This window comes from Ornithinimicrobium tianjinense (genome assembly GCF_014636495.1).
GTDB classification, from domain to species: Bacteria; Actinomycetota; Actinomycetes; order Actinomycetales; family Dermatophilaceae; genus Ornithinicoccus; species Ornithinicoccus tianjinensis.
Genome location: NZ_BMEM01000002.1, coordinates 227,619 through 240,700, shown reverse-complemented (window position 1 = coordinate 240,700; position 13,082 = coordinate 227,619). Strand labels below are relative to the sequence as shown.

Sequence of the window (13,082 nt, the reverse complement as noted above, 5' to 3'; positions counted from 1 at the left end):
CGTCCGGGGATACCCCTTGGGGTATGGTGTAATTGGCAGCACGACTGATTCTGGTTCAGTTAGTCTAGGTTCGAGTCCTGGTACCCCAGCGCGACGATCGGCGCCAGCCGATTTCGCGGAGAGAATGCCGATGAGGTAGAGTCTCTCCTCGGCGCAAAACGCGCCAAAGCGCACGGCCCCGTTGTGTAGTGGCCTAGCACGCCGCCCTCTCAAGGCGGTAGCGCGGGTTCGAATCCCGTCGGGGCTACACCGTGCGAAAGGCCCCCATCGCCCCGGCGGTGGGGGCCTTTCTCCTTGCCTGGCAAGCGCCTCTGCCGTTGCCCGCCAACGGTTCTCGCGGCTAGGTTGGCGGCATCGAACGGCGGGACCACCCGCACGCTGACGGACGGGAGCACCGATGAACAAGGCTGACCTGATCGAGGCGCTGGCACCCCGGGTCGGGGGCCGCGCGGCCGCGACCCTGGCCGTCGAGGGCCTGGTCGACCTGGTCCTGCGCGAGGTGGCGGCGGGCGGCAGCGTGGTCGTCACCGGATTCGGGACGTTCGAGCGTGTCGACCGGGCGGCGCGCACCGGCCGCAACCCCCGCACCGGCCAGGCCGTGCCGATCGACGCGACCAGCTCTCCGCGGTTCCGGCCGGCCGCCTACTTCAAGGACGTGGTCAACGACCCCGACAGGCTGCCCACGGAGGGCCTGGCGGGAGTGCGCGTGGCCAGCGACGGCAGCGCTCCCCAGCGTGAGGGGGTGCCGGCGAGCGTGCGACGGGGCGCGCCCGGAGGAAGCTCCACCAGGCAGGGCTCCACAGCGCGGGCTGCCACCGGCGGGGCCCCAGCCCCCGTGCCGGCCACGACGACCAGCACGCCGACCCGCACGCGCAGGACCGCGTCCACCGGCACGCCCAGCACGGTGCGTGCCACCCGGGTCGCGGAGGCGCCCGTCGAGGAGGCTCCGACCGTCGCCCCGTCGCGTGGCCTCGTCACCGGTGGTGAGGAGATCACCCGCACGATGATCAACGCCAAGAAGGCACAGCTTGCCCGGGCCAAGGACGAGGCGTCGACGAAGAAGGACCGCTCCAAGGCCGGCACGAAGGACACCAGGAAGGCCGGCACCAAGGACGAGAAGAAGTCCGGCAAGAAGGACGCCAAGAAGGACGCCAAGAAGGGCAAGAAGGGCGGCAAGGGCAAGAAGGGCTGAGCCCTACACCGGCAGCAGCGACGCGGCGCCCACGACCAGGCCGCCCACGCAGACCAGCCAGAAGAGCCCCACCCACACCACCGCCGGTGCGCCGGTCAGGGCGGCCAGCTGGTCGGCGTCGCTGCTGCGGTCGCGCCGGCGTCGACGCTGCCGCTGCAGCTCGGTGACGGAGCGTGGGGCGCCGAGCAGCAGGAGCCACACCAGCAGGTATGCCGTGCCCGTGACCAGGGGCGCGGGCGCCGCCCACGACAGCGCGGCGACCCCGGCCCCGACGGCCAGCACGACGAGCAGGCCGTAGACATTGCGGACCATCAGCAGCACCGCCGCGCAGGCCAGCACCAGCGCCCAGAGCAGGCCCGCGGCATACCCCCGACCGAGCAGGAGCGCGCCCAGGGCCCCGACCACGGCGGGCGCCGGATAGCCGGCCAGGAGGGTGAGCAAGAGCCCCGGTCCCCGCGCGCTCCCGCGCGAGACCGTCAGGCCGGACGTGTCAGCGTGCAGACGGATGCCGCGCACCGAGCGCCCCGCCAGACGGGCCACCAGCGCGTGGCCCAGCTCGTGGACGAGGGTCACCAGGTGACGGGCGAGGCGGTAGCCCAGCGGGCTCCAGGTGACGAGCAGCGCGAGCACACCGAGCACGAGGGCGGCCGGCCAGGACAGCGGTGGCTGGACGGAGGTGGCCCGGTCCCAGATCTCGCTCAGCACCGGGGCACTATCGCAGACCTGCCCCTAGATTGGCTGGATGGTCCACGAGCTCAGCCGACGTGACGCCCGCAGGGTCGCCGTCCGGGCCCAGCTGCTCACCCGCGAGCGCCCCGGCGACGTCGTCGAGACGGTGCGCGAGCTCACGCACCTGCAGATCGACCCCGTCACGGCTGTTGCGCCCGCCCAGCACCTCGTGCTGTGGACGCGGCTGGGGTCGGCCTACGACCCGGGCGAGCTCGACCGGCTCCTGGCCGAGCGGGTGCTGGTCGAGCTGCTGGGGCACGTCCGGCCGGCCGAGGACCTCGCGCTCTACCGGGCCGAGATGGCGGCCTGGCCGACGTCCCACCCCGGCAGCGACGAGCTGCGTCCCTACCAGCGGGCCAACGCCGACTGGGTGGCCGCCAACGACCGCGCCCGGCGGGACATCCTCGCGGCCCTGGAGTCGGAAGGACCGTCCGTGACCGGGGCGCTGCCTGACTCGGTGGAGGTGCCGTGGCGCTCGAGCGGCTGGACCGATGCCAAGAACGTCCAGCGGCTCCTCGACTTCATGACGGCGCGGGGCGAGGTGGCGGTCTCTGGCCGCGAGCGCGGTCAGCGCGTCTGGGACCTGGCGGGACGGGTCTACCCCGACGGGCCCACCGTGCCTCTGTCCGAGGCGCGCGAGGAGCAGGACCGGCGTCGGCTGGCCGCCCTGGGGCTGCTGCGCCCGCGCGGCCCGCAGTGCCCCACGGAGTCCGTCGACGGGGGCACCGCGGGGGAGGAGGCCGTCGTCGAGGGGGTCCGGGGGACCTGGCGCGTCCATCCGGACTACCTGGACGGGGCGTCGTGGCGCGGCCGCGCGGCGCTGCTCTGCCCGATCGACCGCCTCGTCTTCGACCGCACCCGGATGGGCGAGCTGTTCGCGTTCGACTACGTGCTGGAGATGTACAAGCCCAGGGCCCGGCGGCGGTGGGGCTACTACGCGCTGCCGGTGCTGGACGGTGACACGCTCGTCGGCAAGCTCGACGCCACCGCCGACCGCAAGGCCGGTGTGCTGCGGGTCGACGCCCTGCACGAGGACGGCGCCTGGAGCGCCGCCCGGCGGGAGCGCGTGGTCGCCGAGATCGAGGACCTCGCCACCTGGCTGGGTCTGGAGGTGCGGCTGCCCGACCACCTCGGCCGTCCCTGAGTCAGCGGATCGTCTCGCCCTCGCCGATCCCGACGATCCACAGCCGGGTGAGGTGCGCACCAGGGGTCTCGGGGTCCTCGGGCTCGACCTCGACGGAGACCCGCTGGCCGGTCCGCAGGTGCCGCAGCGAGCTGGCGTCGAAGACGGCCGCGTCGAAGGGCAGCAGCCGGCCGGTGTCGAGCAGCACGCTGCCCGTCCGGGTCTCGAGGTCGAAGGAGTGCACGCTCGCCTGCATGGCACCTCACTCTAGGTGCGCCAGGGCGGCGCGCGTGGCCGGACCCAGGCCCAGGGCCAGCGCCTCGCCCAGGTCGGCCCAGGTGTCCACGTCCCTGCGCAGCCGGGGCAGGTCCAGCGGCAGGAGCGTGGCGGTCGACGCGTGCCGCGCCGCGGACCCGGCCCCGAACCGTGGTTCGGGGTGTCCCTGGGTCGAGGTGAGCAGCACCGTGCCGCTGCCCTGGGCGTCGGGGACCACTGCGGAGGGGTATGCCGCGCACGCGTCGAGCGCGGCGTTCAGCTCGGCGGGGGTCAGGGTGGGCAGGTCACCGAGCAGGACGGCGAACCAGGGCCCGGCGGACGCCGCGAGACCGGCGCGCACCGCCGCGTCGAGCCCTTCGTCGGGATCCGGCACCACCGCGGCACCCAGCCCGGCGGCCGCCCCGGCTGCGTCCAGGTCGGAGGTGACGACGGTGACCTGGTCGGGGGGAACGGCACGGCATACCGCCTCCAGGGTGTCCCGGGCCACGGCGCGGGCGAGCTCGGGCCGGGAGAGCGGCGGGGGCGGGGCGAGCCGGCTCTTGGCCAGGTGCGCGTGCTTGACGGGGATCACGACGTGCCACGGCGTCGGCTCCGGCTCGATCCTCACGCACGCATCCTCGCGAGCGGGGCGGTGCGATGCAAAGATGAGGCCCGTGAAGCGCCGCCCCATCACCCAGAAGCTGCCGTGGTCCTACGACCTCGTGATCGGGGTCGTGCGACCCGTGCTGCTCGCGATCACCCGGCGCGAGTGGACGGGCGGGGAGCACCTGCCCCCGGAGGGCGGGTTCATCGTCGCGAGCAACCACTACTCCGAGGTGGACCCCTTCATGCTGGGCCACTACCTCGTCGACCACGGGCGGGCGCCGTTCTTCCTGGCCAAGTCGGCGCTCTTCGAGGTCCCCGTCGTGGGGGCCGCGCTGCGGCACCTGCAGCAGGTGCCGGTCTACCGCGCCACGTCGCGGGCCGGGGACGCCCTCGTCGAGGCGGAGAAGGCGCTGCGCGAGGGCAAGTGCGTCGCGATCATGCCCGAGGGCACGCTGACCCGCGACCCCGACCTGTGGCCGATGAGGGCCCGACCCGGCGTCGGCCGGCTGGCGCTCGCGAGCGGTGCTCCGGTGATCCCCGTGGGCCAGTGGGGCGCGCAGGAGGTGCTGGCGCGCTACGCCCGGCGGCCCGGCAACCTCCTGAAGCGCCCGGTGCAGAAGGTCAAGGCCGGTCCGCCGGTCGACCTCTCCGACCTCCTGGACCGCGCCGACGACCCGCGCGCGCAGATCGAGGCGACGGCGCGCGTGATGAAGGCGATCACCGCGCTGGTGGCCGAGCTGCGGGGCGAGACGCCCCCGGACCGCCCGTACGTCATGAAGCCTGGCGAGCAGGACCGGAAGGAGCGTTCGTGAGCAGGTCGGCGGTGCTGGGGGCCGGCAGCTGGGGGACGGCCTTCGCGCAGGTGCTGGCGGACGGCGAGGCGACCGAGAAGGTGACGCTCTGGGCACGCCGCGAGGAGGTGGCCCGCGGCATCGCCGAGGAGCACCGCAACCCGGACTACCTCACCGAGACGGTGCTGCCCGCGAAGGTCACGGCGACCACCGACCCCGCAGCGGCGGTGGAGGGCGCCGAGCTCGTCGTGCTGGCCGTGCCGTCGCAGAGCCTGCGCGCCAACCTGGAGGCGTGGGGCTCGACCATCCCGCGCGAGGCGATCGTCGTCTCGCTCATGAAGGGCATCGAGCTCGGCACCGGGCTGCGGATGAGCGAGGTGATCGAGGCCTCCGGCATCGAGCGCGACCGCATCGTGGTCGTCACCGGACCCAACCTCAGCCGGGAGATCGCCCAGCGGCAGCCGGCCGCCAGCGTGGTCGCGGGCACCGACCACGCGGCGGCCGAGCGCGTCGCCGAGCTGGTGGTGCAGCCCTACTTCCGCCCCTACACCCAGACCGACGTGGTGGGCGCCGAGATCGGTGGGGCCGTCAAGAACGTCATCGCGCTCGCGGTGGGCATGGCCGAGGGCCTGGGCTACGGCGACAACACCAAGTCCTCGCTGATCACACGCGGTCTGGCGGAGATCACCCGGCTCGGGCAGGCGCTGGGGGGTGAGCCGGCGACGCTCATGGGCCTCGCCGGCGTGGGCGACCTCATCGCGACCTGCATGTCGCCCCTGTCGCGCAACCACCGGGTCGGCGTGGCCCTGGGGCGCGGCGTCCCCGTCGAGGAGGTCCTCGCGGTGCCGCACGAGACCGCCGAGGGCGTGAAGTCGTGCGGAGCCGTCGTGGCCCTGGCCGGGCGCAACGGCGTGAGCATGCCGATCTGCGAGGGCGTCACGGCGGTGGTGGCGGGTCAGGCGACCCCCGAGCAGCTCACCACCGCCCTGATGACCCGTGCGCTCAAGCACGAGCGCGCCTGACCCGGGCGGCGGGGCGCGCCATACCGGAGCAGGGCCGGGGGCCGACTAGCATCGGGCGCGATGAGCACCGACCCAGCCAGCCCCGACCGCATCCGCGTGGCCGTCGTCTTCGGCGGCCGCTCCGAGGAGCACGCGATCTCGTGCGCCACCGCCGCGAGCGTGCTGCGCACGCTGGACCGCGAGCGCTACGACGTCGTGCCGATCGGGATCACCGGCGAGGGCCGGTGGGTGCTCGTCGACGACGAGCCCGGCGCGCTGGAGATCCGTGACGGTCGGCTGCCGCGGGTGCCCGACACGGGACGCCAGGTCGTCGTGCCGATGGGCGGTCGGGACCGCGACCTGCGGGTGGTGGCCGAGGACGGCACCACGACCGACCTGGGTGAGGTGCACGTCGTCTTCCCGCTCCTCCACGGGCCGTTCGGTGAGGACGGCACGATCCAGGGGCTGCTCGAGCTGGCCGACATCCGCTACGTCGGGTGCGGGGTCCTGGCCTCGGCGGCCATGATGGACAAGCACGTGATGAAGCTGATCTTCGCGGCGGCCGGCCTGGCGGTGGGCCCCTACGCGGTCATCAGCGACCTCGACTGGCGCCGGGACCGCGCGGCCGCGCTGGACGCCGCCTCGTCGCTGCACTTCCCGGTCTTCGTCAAGCCGGCGCGCGCCGGGTCCTCGGTGGGGGTCTACAAGGTCGACCACCCCGACGAGCTCGAGGCGGCCGTCGAGAAGGCGCGCGTCCACGACCCCAAGGTGCTCGTGGAGCAGGGGATCGTCGGTCGCGAGATCGAGTGCGGCGTGCTCCAGGGGCGGGGTGCCGAGCTGCCGCGGGTCAGCGAGTGCGGCGAGATCACCGTCGTGGGCGGGGGGCACGAGTTCTACGACTTCGAGGCCAAGTACCTCGACGAGGACAGCGTCCGGATCAAGGTCCCGGCCGACGTCGCTCCCGAGGTGCGCGAGGAGATGCGGCGGATCGCGCAGACCGCGTTCGAGGCCGCCGGCTGTGAGGGGCTCGCGCGCGTCGACTGCTTCGTGACCGCGGGCGGTGAGGTCATCATCAACGAGATCAACACCATGCCCGGCTTCACGCCCTTCTCGATGTACCCCCAGGCCTGGGCGGCGTCCGGGATGACGTATGCCGAGCTCGTCGACGAGCTCATCGCGCTGGCGCTGGAGCGGCCGCTCGGGCTGCGCTGACGCGCTCGGCCGACGCCCTCCCCCCGGGGCAGGCCCTCAGCCGGTGGCCGCGGTGCAGCGGCCCAGCGTCTGCTCGATCTGCGAGGCGGCCTCGGTGAAGGCGGGCAGGCGCAGGGGGGCGCTGTCGTAGGCTGCCGGCACGAGCACCTCGATCGCCGGGGTCCGGCCGTAGGTCGTGAACATCGTGCCCCCGTCGTCGAGGGTGGTGGCCACCCAGTCGATGCCGTTGATGTCGATGCAGGGGTCCTCGGTCGGGCCCAGCGGCTGCTTGCCGCAGCGGGCGACGACAGGCGGGTCGCCCCAGGCGGCGACGCCGCGTGACTGCACCGCGGTGACGCGAGGCTCGAGGTCGCCGACGCGCGCGGGCCAGTGGTCGGCGACCGCCCGGCAGGCCACGGAGTCCGACTCCCCGAACGGCACGGCCTTGACGGCGTCGTCCGCGCAGCCGCCCAGAGCAGTGAGCAGGAGGATCGCCGTCGCCGTCAGAACTCGACGACGGTGCATGTGGTGGTGCGGGTGATCCTCGGGACGGCCTGGACCTTGGCGATGACCTCTCGCCCCAGCTCCTGCACGGTGTGCGCGGTGACGACGGCGATCACGTCGTAGGGGCCGGCCACGTCGTCCGCCGACTCGACGCCGGGAAGCTCACGCACCGCGGTGGTCACCGAGGCGCTGGCGCCGACCTCGGTCTGGATGAGGATGTAGGCCCTGATCACTGTTGCCTCCTGGTGGCTGTCCTCCGGAGGTTACCGTGCTCTCCGTGACTGACGTGACTCGTGGCGACACTCTTGGCGACGCAGGTGAGGCCGGGGTGCTGGCCGAGGTGTTCGCGGCGCTCGCCGACCAGCCCACGGCAGGCGTCCTGGTCGGCCCCGGGGACGACACCGCGCTCGTGCGGGCGCCCCGCGGGTCGGTGCTCGCCACCACCGACACGATGGTGCGAGGACGCGACTGGCTGGACGAGTGGAGCTGTGCCGAGGACGTCGGGGTCAAGGTCGTCACCCAGAACCTCGCCGACCTCGCCGCGATGGGCGGGGTGGGGACGGGACTGCTGGTGACGCTGGTCGCCCCGCCCGACCTGCCGCTGGCCTGGGCGCGCGGGCTGACCGAGGGCATCGCCTGGGCCGCGGCCCGCGCGGGGGTGCCGGTGGTCGGGGGAGACCTGTCCTCGGCCCCGGCGGGCACGGTGACCGTCACCGTCGCCGCGCTCGGCGAGCTGGGCGAGGGCGTGGCGCGGCCGGTGCTGCGCTCGGGTGCGCGCCCCGGCGAAGTGCTGGCGGTGTCCGGTCCGCTCGGGCGCTCCGGGGCGGGCTGGCAGCTGCTGCGGGCCGGTGCCGAAGCGTCGGGTCAGGGACGGCAGGGCCCGCTCCAGGCCCTCCTCGACCACCACCGGCGACCCCTGACCGACCTGACCCAGGGCCCGGTCGCAGCCCGTGCCGGGGCCACCTCGATGATCGACGTCTCGGACGGTCTGGTCAGGGACGCGGACCGGGTCGCGCGCGCCAGCGGGGTCGTGCTCGAGCTCGACGAAGGGTCGGTGCACAGCATCGCCGACGCGCTGGTGCCTGTGCTCGGTCAGGACGAGGCAATCCGCCAGGTGCTCAGCGGGGGAGAGGAGCACGAGCTGCTCGCCACCTTCGCGGACCCGGCCGCCGTGCCGGACGGTTGGGTCCTCCTCGGGTATGCCGTGGGGACGGACGCGCCGGGGGTCCGGCTGGGCGGGCGTCGGCTCGACCCGTCCGTGGGCGGGTGGGACCACTTCGGCGGGTGAGATGCGAAAAGCCGGCGGCACCGTGAGGTGTCGCCGGCTCGCACGCCGGGGGGCAGGAGGTCAGCGGGTGACCTTGCCGGCCTTCAGGCAGGAGGTGCAGACGTTGAGACGCTTCGGGGTCGCGCCGACCATCGCACGCACGCGCTGGATGTTCGGGTTCCAGCGGCGCTTGGTGCGGCGGTGGGAGTGCGAGATGCTGTGACCGAAGCTCGGTCCCTTGCCGCAGACGTCGCAAGTGGCAGCCACGGTGTTCTCCTGGTCTGTATCGGTGGTCGGTCGGAAGTGTGTGGGCCGGCGTCCTCGGGGGCCGCCAGGCAACCGGACTAGCGTACCGGACGCCCCGTCCGCCGCCCAAATCTGCCCGACGGTGGCCTCGGGTCGTCGCTGCTACGGGCTAGGTTAGGTGCGTGCCCAGCCCTGTCCTCGACCTGCGCACCGCCCGGCGCTGGGCGGTCACCGCGCGGGTGATGCTCGCGGGCGCCCGGGACCGGATCGACGCGCTCAACGTCTTTCCGGTCGCCGACGGGGACACGGGCACCAACATGTACCTCACCTTCGACGCCGCCCTCGACTTCGTCCGGGGGCAGTTCCAGCTCGGCGCCGGCACGGACCGGCTGGACGAGGGGCTGCGGCTGATCGCACGCGGCATGCTGCTCGGGGCCCGGGGCAACTCCGGGGTGATCCTCTCGCAGCTGACACGCGGGCTGTCCGAGGCGGTCGGGCCTGACGTCGAGGCGGCCGGGCCGGAGGAGATCGCCCTGGCCTTCGAGACCGCCGCCCGCACCGCCTGGGACGCCCTGGCCGCGCCCGTGGAGGGCACGATCCTCACCGTGGCCCGCGCGGCCGCGGAAGGGGCCAGGGCCGCGGTGGACCGCGGTCGACCGCTCTACGGCGAGCCTGATGACCAGCTCCTGGTCGGGCACGTCGTCAGCGAGGCGCTCTCCGAGGCGCAGCAGGCGCTGGCCGACACGCCCCGGCTGCTTCCCGCGCTCGCCGTCGCCGGCGTCGTCGACGCGGGCGGGGCGGGCCTGGTCCTGGTGATCGAGGCCCTGCAGGCTGTCCTGGAGGACCGGCCCCACCTGGCGGTGGACGACCTGCCCACCTGGTGGCAGCAGCCGACGGCGACCCCTGACCTGCCGGGGTCCGCGAGCTGCGCCTCAGGACCTGGCGCCCCGGGAGCCGCTGGCGAGCTGGACGGAGAGGTCGAGGTGATGTTCCTGCTGACGGAGTCTGACGCGGAGCGCGCCGACCGGCTCCGTGCCCACCTGAGCCGCATCGGCAGCTCGGTCGTGGTGGGTGGGGGCCCGCAGGACTACCAGGTCCATGTGCACCTGGACGACCCACGCCTGGCGGTCGAGGCGGGCAGCCTCGCCGGCGTGGTCGTCGACGTGCGGCTCACCTCGCTCGCCGACGGGACGGCCCTGCCCGCCGCGCGGCTGTCGCACGGTGCGGCGTCGCAGGGACGGTCCGACGCCCCGCCGGTCGAGCCTCCACCCATCGCCGTCGTGGCCTGCGGCCTGGGCGAGGGTGTGCACGACCTCCTCGTGCGTGCCGGCGCGCAGGTGGTCCCCTCCGGTCCGCGGCACCGCGCCTCGGCCGGGCAGCTGCTCGCGGCGATGCGGGCCAGCGGGGCCCGCGACGTCGTGGTGCTGCCCAACGACAGGGACACGGTCCTGGTGGCCCAGGCGGCCGCGGAGGAGGCGACCCGGGAGGGGATCGCGGCGCACGTCGTCCCGACGGGCACGCTGGTCCAGGGCCTGGCCGCCCTGGCGGTGCTGGACCCCTCGGGCCGGCCCGCGCAGGTGCTCGCAGCGATGGCTGACGCCGCGAGAGCCTGTCGTCCTGGGGCCCTGACCCGGGCGGAGCGGGACGCCGAGACACCGGTCGGCCACTGCCGGACGGGGCAGTGGCTGGGCATCGTCGACGGCGACATCGTCGCGGTCGGGGACGACCTCGAGCCGGTCGCGGCCGTCGTGCTGGACGGTCTGTGGCACGAGGCCGCCGAGGTCCTCACCGTGCTCACGGGCGCGCGCGCCGAGCCCGGCGGCCTGGCGACGCTGCTCGCCGAGGTGGAGACGCGGCATACCGGTGCCGAGATCGTCGTCATCGACGGCGGTCAGCCGACCTACCCCTACCTCCTCGGCGTCGAGTGAGGAGGGCCCGGGGATGAGCGTGGACCTCGACACCCGCCTGCGGACCGTCGTGGGCGCCGGCGCCAAGAGGCTGGAGGAGGCGCGAGGGTTCCGGACCGTCGGCGACCTGCTCGACTTCCTGCCGCGGACCTACCTCGACCCTGACCGGTCGACCGCCTTCCACGAGCTGCCCGAGGGCGAGGACGTCGTGGTCGTCGGCACGGTGACGGCCGCGACGACCCGCCAGATGCGGGCCCGGCGGGGCCGGATGCTCGTCGTCACCGTGAGCGACGAGGTGGGCGGCCAGCTCCAGCTGACCTTCTTCAAGCCCTTCGGTCACCAGGACCGCCTGGTGCCCGGGGCGCAGGTGGTGTGCTCGGGGCAGGTCGGGCGCTACGGCCGGACGGTGCAGCTCACCCATCCCGACTACGCCGTGCTCAACGACCCGACGGGCAAGAGCTCGGGCGGGTGGCTGCTGGGCGGCCTGGTGCCGGTCTACCCCGCGACGGCCAAGCTCAGCCCCATCGTCCACGGCGACCTGCTCGACCTCGTGCTGCACGCGGTCACCGGCCTCGACGACCCGCTGCCCGCCGAGGTGAGGGCCGAGCACCGGCTGCCCGAGCTGCTCGAGGCCTACCGGCTCGTGCACCGGCCCCAGGAGGACGCCGAGCACCGCCGGGGCCGCTGGCGGCTGAAGTTCCAGGAGGCGTTCGTCATCCAGGCGGCGTTGGCGCGCGCCCGGCTGGCGAGCGACGCCACGCCGGCCGCCCCGCGCAGGGCCGTGCCGGGCGGACTCGTCGACGAGCTGCGCTCCCGGCTGCCGTTCCGACTCACGCAGGGCCAGGAGGAGGTGCTCGGCGAGATCACCGCGGACCTGGCCCGGGAGGTGCCCATGCACCGGCTCCTGCAGGGCGAGGTCGGCTCGGGCAAGACCGTGCTCGCGCTCCTGGCGATGCTCGCGGTGGTGGACGGCGGGGGCCAGGCGGCCCTGCTCGCGCCCACGGAGGTGCTGGCGGCCCAGCACTACCGTGCCATCACCGCGATGCTCGGCCCGATCGCGGAGGGCGGGATGCTCGGCGGCCTGGACAACGGCACCCGGGTCGCGCTCCTCACCGGCAGCCAGTCGGCGGCCCAGCGCCGCGCCAACCTCCTCGCGGCCGCCTCGGGGCAGGCCGGGATCGTCGTCGGCACCCACGCCCTCATCCAGGACACCGTGCAGTTCGCCGAGCTCGGGCTGGTCGTCGTCGACGAGCAGCACCGCTTCGGCGTGGAGCAGCGCGACGCCCTTCGCGCCAAGGCTGCGCTCGCCCCGCACGTGCTCGTGATGACGGCGACGCCGATCCCGCGCACGGTCGCGATGACCGTCTACGGCGACATGACCACCTCGACCCTGCGCGAGCTGCCCCGCGGGCGCCAGCCGATCACCACCCACGTCGTCACCGGCGAGAAGGACTCCTGGGTGCAGCGCACGTGGCAGCGCGTCGCCGAGGAGGTCCGTGGCGGGGGCCAGGTCTACGTCGTCTGCCCCCGGATCGGGGCCGAGGACGACCCGGACCTGCCGGGCGGCGACACCGTCGGCCCCGGGCTGCCGCTCGGCGCGGACGGCCCGGGGGAGGGCTTGGTGGGCGAGGAGGAGAGCTCGGAGGTGCCTGGCCTGCACGGTGTCCACCAGGTCACCCGCGCACTGCGCTCGCTCCCCGCCACCCGCGACCTCCAGGTCGCCACGCTCCACGGACGGATGCCGGCCGAGGACAAGGACGCGACCATGCGGGCCTTCTCCTCCGGCCAGCTCGACGTGCTGGTCTCGACGACGGTGATCGAGGTCGGCGTGGACGTGCCGGACGCGACCACGATGGTGGTCATGGACGCGGACCGCTTCGGGATCTCCCAGCTGCACCAGCTCCGCGGCCGGGTCGGACGGGGCGGTCGGCCCGGGCTGTGCCTGCTCATGACCCAGGGCGCCGAGGGCGACCCAGGAGCCGTCGAGCGGCTGCAGCAGGTCGCCTCGACCGGCGACGGCTTCGAGCTGGCCCGCCTCGACCTGGAGACGCGTCGCGAGGGAGACGTCCTCGGCGCCAGCCAGAGCGGCGGGCGCAGCGGCCTGAAGTTCCTCCGGCTGGCCCGCGACGAGGAGCTGATCGTCGCCGCGCACGAGGCCGCCTGGGCCACGGTCGAGGGCGACCCCGACCTCGCCGGGCACCCGGCCCTGCGTCGCGAGCTCGACCGCCTGGACGCCGAGCGCGCCGCCTTCCTGGAGCGGGGGTGAGCCC

Annotated in this window: 14 protein-coding genes and 2 tRNA genes; 10 read left to right on the top strand and 6 right to left on the bottom strand. The window is 74.2% G+C overall.

Annotated features, from left to right (window positions below):
* The first annotated feature begins 17 nt into the window (after positions 1–17).
* From IEV65_RS09000 to IEV65_RS08990, 3 genes are all read left to right on the top strand, one after another.
* Positions 18–89 (top strand) — tRNA-Gln (locus tag IEV65_RS09000).
* Positions 90–174: 85 nt separating this feature from the next.
* A tRNA-Glu gene (locus IEV65_RS08995) sits at positions 175–247 on the top strand.
* Positions 248–397: 150 nt separating this feature from the next.
* Positions 398–1,192 (top strand): HU family DNA-binding protein, encoded by a 795-nt coding sequence (locus IEV65_RS08990; RefSeq protein ID WP_188429988.1) that lies wholly within the window; start codon positions 398–400, stop codon positions 1,190–1,192.
* Positions 1,193–1,195: 3 nt separating this feature from the next.
* Here IEV65_RS08990 and IEV65_RS08985 read toward each other — a convergent pair whose 3' ends face one another.
* Complete coding sequence (locus tag IEV65_RS08985) at positions 1,196–1,897, bottom strand: M50 family metallopeptidase (protein ID WP_188429987.1); 702 nt, start codon at positions 1,895–1,897, stop codon at positions 1,196–1,198.
* Positions 1,898–1,934: 37 nt separating this feature from the next.
* Here IEV65_RS08985 and IEV65_RS08980 point away from each other — a divergent pair, with 37 nt between their 5' ends.
* Positions 1,935–3,065: a DNA glycosylase AlkZ-like family protein gene (locus IEV65_RS08980; protein WP_188429986.1), complete on the top strand. Its 1,131-nt coding sequence runs from the start codon at positions 1,935–1,937 to the stop codon at positions 3,063–3,065.
* A 1-nt stretch (position 3,066) separates the two neighbouring features.
* Here the strand turns inward: IEV65_RS08980 and IEV65_RS08975 are convergent, their stop codons facing one another.
* Together IEV65_RS08975 and cofC are read right to left on the bottom strand one after the other, a co-directional pair.
* Positions 3,067–3,300, bottom strand: coding sequence for a hypothetical protein (locus IEV65_RS08975; protein WP_188429985.1), 234 nt, complete (start codon positions 3,298–3,300; stop codon positions 3,067–3,069).
* A 6-nt stretch (positions 3,301–3,306) separates the two neighbouring features.
* Positions 3,307–3,927 (bottom strand): 2-phospho-L-lactate guanylyltransferase, encoded by a 621-nt coding sequence (gene cofC, locus IEV65_RS08970; RefSeq protein ID WP_229735107.1) that lies wholly within the window; start codon positions 3,925–3,927, stop codon positions 3,307–3,309.
* A gap of 37 nt (positions 3,928–3,964) precedes the next feature.
* On the opposite strand from cofC, the gene IEV65_RS08965 reads away from it, so the two are divergent.
* The 3 genes from IEV65_RS08965 to IEV65_RS08955 are packed head-to-tail and all read left to right on the top strand — an operon-like array spanning position 3,965 to position 6,909.
* Positions 3,965–4,717 (top strand): lysophospholipid acyltransferase family protein, encoded by a 753-nt coding sequence (locus IEV65_RS08965; protein ID WP_188429983.1) that lies wholly within the window; start codon positions 3,965–3,967, stop codon positions 4,715–4,717.
* On the top strand, positions 4,714–5,718 hold the full coding sequence (locus IEV65_RS08960; protein WP_188429982.1) for an NAD(P)H-dependent glycerol-3-phosphate dehydrogenase: 1,005 nt from the start codon (positions 4,714–4,716) through the stop codon (positions 5,716–5,718). The genes IEV65_RS08965 and IEV65_RS08960 overlap by 4 nt, the downstream gene beginning before the upstream one ends.
* 60 nt (positions 5,719–5,778) lie before the next feature.
* Complete coding sequence (locus tag IEV65_RS08955; protein WP_188429981.1) at positions 5,779–6,909, top strand: D-alanine--D-alanine ligase family protein; 1,131 nt, start codon at positions 5,779–5,781, stop codon at positions 6,907–6,909.
* A 36-nt stretch (positions 6,910–6,945) separates the two neighbouring features.
* On the opposite strand, the gene IEV65_RS08950 is transcribed toward IEV65_RS08955, so the two are convergent.
* Positions 6,946–7,413: a DUF3515 family protein gene (locus tag IEV65_RS08950; RefSeq protein WP_188429980.1), complete on the bottom strand. Its 468-nt coding sequence runs from the start codon at positions 7,411–7,413 to the stop codon at positions 6,946–6,948.
* Positions 7,392–7,625, bottom strand: coding sequence for an Lrp/AsnC ligand binding domain-containing protein (locus IEV65_RS08945; RefSeq protein ID WP_188429978.1), 234 nt, complete (start codon positions 7,623–7,625; stop codon positions 7,392–7,394). The genes IEV65_RS08950 and IEV65_RS08945 overlap by 22 nt, the downstream gene beginning before the upstream one ends.
* A gap of 44 nt (positions 7,626–7,669) precedes the next feature.
* Between IEV65_RS08945 and thiL the strand changes: the two genes are divergently transcribed.
* Positions 7,670–8,680, top strand: a complete 1,011-nt coding sequence (thiL, locus tag IEV65_RS08940) for a thiamine-phosphate kinase (RefSeq protein WP_229735106.1) — start codon at positions 7,670–7,672, stop codon at positions 8,678–8,680.
* A gap of 60 nt (positions 8,681–8,740) precedes the next feature.
* On the opposite strand, the gene rpmB is transcribed toward thiL, so the two are convergent.
* The gene (gene rpmB / locus IEV65_RS08935; RefSeq protein ID WP_084617151.1) at positions 8,741–8,926 is read right to left on the bottom strand and encodes a 50S ribosomal protein L28; all 186 of its coding nucleotides are present in this window, start codon (positions 8,924–8,926) and stop codon (positions 8,741–8,743) included.
* A gap of 161 nt (positions 8,927–9,087) precedes the next feature.
* Here rpmB and IEV65_RS08930 point away from each other — a divergent pair, with 161 nt between their 5' ends.
* On the top strand, positions 9,088–10,833 hold the full coding sequence (locus tag IEV65_RS08930; protein ID WP_188429977.1) for a DAK2 domain-containing protein: 1,746 nt from the start codon (positions 9,088–9,090) through the stop codon (positions 10,831–10,833).
* Positions 10,834–10,846: 13 nt separating this feature from the next.
* A complete protein-coding gene (locus IEV65_RS08925; RefSeq protein ID WP_188429976.1) occupies positions 10,847–13,078 on the top strand; it encodes an ATP-dependent DNA helicase RecG in 2,232 nt (743 codons plus the stop codon).
* Positions 13,079–13,082: the final 4 nt, after the last annotated feature.